Source organism: Allosphingosinicella sp., from assembly GCF_036387215.1.
GTDB lineage: Bacteria > Pseudomonadota > Alphaproteobacteria > Sphingomonadales > Sphingomonadaceae > Allosphingosinicella.
The window spans coordinates 1-4,312 of record NZ_DASVUE010000258.1 but is presented as its reverse complement, the minus strand read 5'-3'; the positions used below and the strand labels follow the sequence as shown (position 1 = coordinate 4,312).

Sequence of the window (4,312 nt, the reverse complement as noted above, 5' to 3'; positions counted from 1 at the left end):
CGCATCGCTGAACGGGTGGACGATCTCGGGGCTGATCCGCTGGAAGCGGTTGATGTCGCCCCAGGCGACGCCCCAGCTGCCGAAATCCCGCTCGAGCTTGTCCGATGCCGCGGCGAGCGCCTGCAGCTTCTGCTCGGGAGTGGTCCGCTCCATTCCGGCGATGTCGGGGCGGGCGCCGCTCCTGTTGATCTGGTCCCACAAAGCCTCGCCCCAGAACACCGCAAGCGAAGTCGGCATGGACGAGACGTCCCACCGATAGTCCCAGCCGCGCAGAAGTGCGATCTGCCCCGATAGCTTCGCCTTCGTTGCATTCGGCGCCTGATCATACACGGCAATCAGCGACGGGATAAGCTGCGCGAACGCCGGAAGGTAGGGATCGTAGGCCGCGTTGATCAGCGAAGGCAGGGTGAAGTCGTTCCTGTTCTCCAGCACTCGGATGGCGTGAATGCCTCGGGCATTCTCCCCGAACGTATCCATGTAACGGGGAAATGCCTCGCGCCGGGGGCTGTTCGGCCCTGCCGCCGAATAGGGCCAGTTGTTGGTGTTCATGATCCAGCCATTGGCGGGATTGCGCACTATCGGCGCTTCCGACAGCGCGTGCAGCCCGCGCCAGTCGGTGGCGGGATCGCTGCCGTCGACGGGCTGCGTATAGTCGAACCGGTCGTCCCGCCGCGGGATGAACTGCGGGTGGAGGTACATGATGGTGCCGTCCGCATCCGCGTAGATTGTGTTGTTGGACGAGTTCGCCTTGAGCTCCATCACCTTCATGAAACCGGCAAGGTTCCGCGCCTTGGTGCGCAAATAGGATTGGCTCAGCGCCTCCACCGGCTTTTGCATGAGCGCAATGCTCACCCATTTGCCGCCCTGCTCGCGAATGATCGGGCCGTGGTGTGTGCGATAGACCTCGAAGCTGCGGGTGGCGAGGGACCCAGAGGCGGTGCGGTAGGGGACGTTGACGGTGGAGGTCGTCACCGGCCGTTCCTGGCCGCCATAACGGTAGAAGAGGCGGCCGTCGCGGCGGACGGTCGTCTCCAGGAACTCGTCGACGGCATCGACGCCGCTCGACGTGTGCATCCAGCCAAGCCGATCGTTGAAGCCCTGATAGATGAAGAACTGGCCCCAGGTGGCGGCGCCGTAGGCGTTTAGGCCTTCGTCGCTCTGCATCTGAAGCTCGGAGCGGAAGAAGAAGCTGGTGTGCGGGTTGATCAGCAGCAGAGCGTTCCTGCCCGCGCTGATCGAGGGGGCGATGGCGATACCGTTCGATCCCGAAGGCTCGCTCCAGCCGCCGCTCCGCGCCTCGGCGGTGCGGGTGCGGGCACCCCCGTAAAATGCCTGCAGGTCCTTCAGCGACACCCGCTCAATATCGCCGCCGATGCTCCCCTCGGTGAAGCTCAGCGCCATCCAGGGCTCGAACCGCCCAATCACCCGCGGCCGGGCACTCGGGTGGGTGTGCAGGTAGAAATTGAGCCCGTCGGCCCAGGCTTCCATCAGCCGCTTCAGCCAGGCTGGGCTGCCGGCGTAGCGCCTTTGCAGATCCGCCGGATCGATGAAGAGCTTCATCCTCAGATCCTGGAAGATCGCCTTCTCGCCCTCCGCCTCGGCAAGCCGGCCCATGGAGTTGAGGTAGTTGGTCTCCACGCGGTTGAAGTCGTCTTCGGCCTGCGCGTAGATCATCCCGAACACGGCATCGGCGTCTGTGCGGCCGCGCACGTGCGCGATGCCCCAGTCGTCGCGCGTGATCGTCACCCTTTGCGCCTGCCGCTGCCATCGGGCGAGATCGCCCGTCTCCGCGGCCGCTGCGGGCGAGGCGAGGCCGATCAGGAGCGCGAGTGAGGCAAGGATCTTCGGAAGCATCTGGATCTCCGGCAGGCGGAGCCCAGCAAAGGCGCAAAGCGCGGCGCTTGGCAAGCTCCCCCGGCACGGCCCGGGGGAGAGTTTCTAGAAGCCGAGCGTGAAGCGGATGGCGCCGCCGACGTCGCTCTTCATCGCCGCCATGTGGCCCGGCTGGTTCCGGTAGAAGCCGTTGAGGCCGAGATCGCCGCCGAGAAGCGCCACGCTGTAGGCCGCTTCGAAGTCGATCTCCCGGCCCTGCGGCGCGAGATTCAGGAAGCGGTTCTCATATCCGACGCTGAGCGTCGAATAATCGTAAGAGGCGGGCACGATCATGTTGAGCCCGCCTGAGCGGACCCTGAGCGGCTGCATCACGCGGACGGCGAGCTTGTCGCCGCCGAAGAAAGCGCCGCGCTTCGACAGGTCGAACGCCCAGGCGTCGGTCGAAAGCCGGCCTTCGTCGACGAGCCCGCCCGTCCCTGGAAGCTTGGTCCAGCCGCGGCGGTAGCTCGCGAACGCGCCCCAGCCGCTGCCGAGCTCGAAGGAGGCGGTGCCGTCGAGGAAATGGCTGCGCGCGCCGGCTCCGGTAAGCACCGAGTCGAACCGGCCGCCGAGCACGGTGCTTTCTTCCTCGAGCCGGGAAGCGCTGAGCGAGAGCGTTGCCGGCCCGACCTTGCGATCGGCGGTGACGGAGCTGATCGAGTAACGCGGATCCGCCAGCGTCTGCTTCAGACCGTCGGTCCAGACCTTGCCCCGCTCGCTGGTGACGGTGACGCCGACCGGCCCGAGATTGTGCCGCACGCCGACGCTGTTCGAGGCATCTGCGAAGAAGCCGGCACGGCTCATCGGGTCGCGGGCTACGAGAAACGCGTTCTGCGCGTGCCCCGTCAGGCGCTGCTGAAGCGTCCGGCCGCTCTCGGAGATGCCGAACGCCACCGCAGTGCTTGGAGTGATACGGCTGACTGCCAAGCCCGCGATAACCTTCGCCCGCCGCGCATCCTCGTATGAGAGGCCGGTCTGCGCCAGGCCAACGGAGGCATGGCTGCTGAGGTCGCGGTCGACGGTGATCGAGACCGCCATCGGCCCGGCCGCGGCGGCTGCGGTCTGGAAATTCCCCTGGATCGACTGCGACAGCGGCTTTTCGAGCTTGGCGGTGGAAAGCGTCTTGGCGAGATCGAGCGCATAAGCGCGCGAATAGCCGTCCAGGATGATCGCGCCTGCCTCCACGCGCCCACCGAGGTCGCCCATCGTGGACGAGCCCTGGCCGTTCCCGGTGGTGGAGACGGGGGTTGCCGACCCAGCCAAGGTCGTTTGCCCCTGCGGCTGGAATGCGCGGGTGATGTTGAGGATGCCGCGGCCGAAGGTCGTATCGGTTCCGGCCTGGCCGGCGTCGTCCGCGGTCGTGAGCAGCAGCTGCACAATCTGGGCGCCCGTCAGATTGGGGAAGGCGCTCGCAAGCAGGGCGGCGGCGCCGCTGATCACCGGCGCTGCAAAGGATGTGCCCGAATAATAATAGAGCTTGTTCTCGTCCTTCACGTTGGGAGCGATGACCCGGTAGCCGAGCGCGGACAGATAATATTGCGCTCCCGTCCCTGCGCGGTTCGAGAACTCCGAGATGCTCCGGAGATCCGTCCCGTTCGCGGGGTCGCCGTTGATCGGCGTTCCTACTGAGCCCGCGATGATGATGAGGCCGTTACCGGATTGCTGAGCCGAGTTCAGTGCGAAGGGGCTCGGATTCGCGCCGTCCGGTTCCCTGCCGTCGTTGCCGGCCGAGATCACGACGACGATCCCTGAGGTGGTGGCGCGCTTCAGTGCATTGAGCACGCTCGTGCCCACGCCCTCGCCGCCCAGCGAGATGTTGATCACCCGGGCCCCGTTCACGCGCGCAAGGTCGATCGCCTGGGCGATGTTGCCGTCGCTGTGCTTGCAGCCCTCTTTCTCGGTGCAATCGGTGGTGCTCGAGGTGTTGAACGACATGATCGTCGAATCGAATGCGACGCCCATGATGCCGGAGCCGTTCCGCGCCGCCGCGGCGACTGCGCTCACGGCGGTGCCGTGGCCCTCGGTGTCGACGATACCACGAGATGCGGCAATGTCCTGGCTGGCGGGGTGGATGCGCCCTTCGAACTCGGGAAGGCTGGCGTTGATGCCGCTGTCCACCACCGCGATGCTGACGCCCCGGCCGGTCGCTCCCAGATTGTAGGCGCTGATGGCGCTATGGGCGTTGGCGCCGTTGGAGCGCCGATATTCCGCGTCGTTGTAATTGACCGTGCTCGCCGGTGGCGGCGGCGGAGGAGGAGGTGGCGGCGGTGGCGGGGGAGGTGGTGGTGGTGGTGGTGGAGCCGCAGGCTGCGGGACAGCGCCGGTGCTCCCGCCGCCGCCGCATCCGCCAAGCGCGAGCGCGAGGACGCAGGAAGACAATATGAGCGCCTTCTTCGCCGACAATCGACCATTCATGCCCACTCTCCGCCAAATATCTCTA

The 4,312-nt window shown here is 66.3% G+C and carries 2 protein-coding genes; both read right to left on the bottom strand.

What is annotated here, in order from left to right; all coding sequences use genetic code 11:
* The coding region (locus VF662_RS10540) for a penicillin acylase family protein (protein WP_464140774.1) at positions 1-1,854 on the bottom strand (1,854 nt) is incomplete at its 3' end.
* An 84-nt stretch (positions 1,855-1,938) separates the two neighbouring features.
* Positions 1,939-4,287, bottom strand: coding sequence for a S8 family peptidase (locus VF662_RS10535; RefSeq protein WP_464140769.1), 2,349 nt, complete (start codon positions 4,285-4,287; stop codon positions 1,939-1,941).
* Positions 4,288-4,312: the final 25 nt, after the last annotated feature.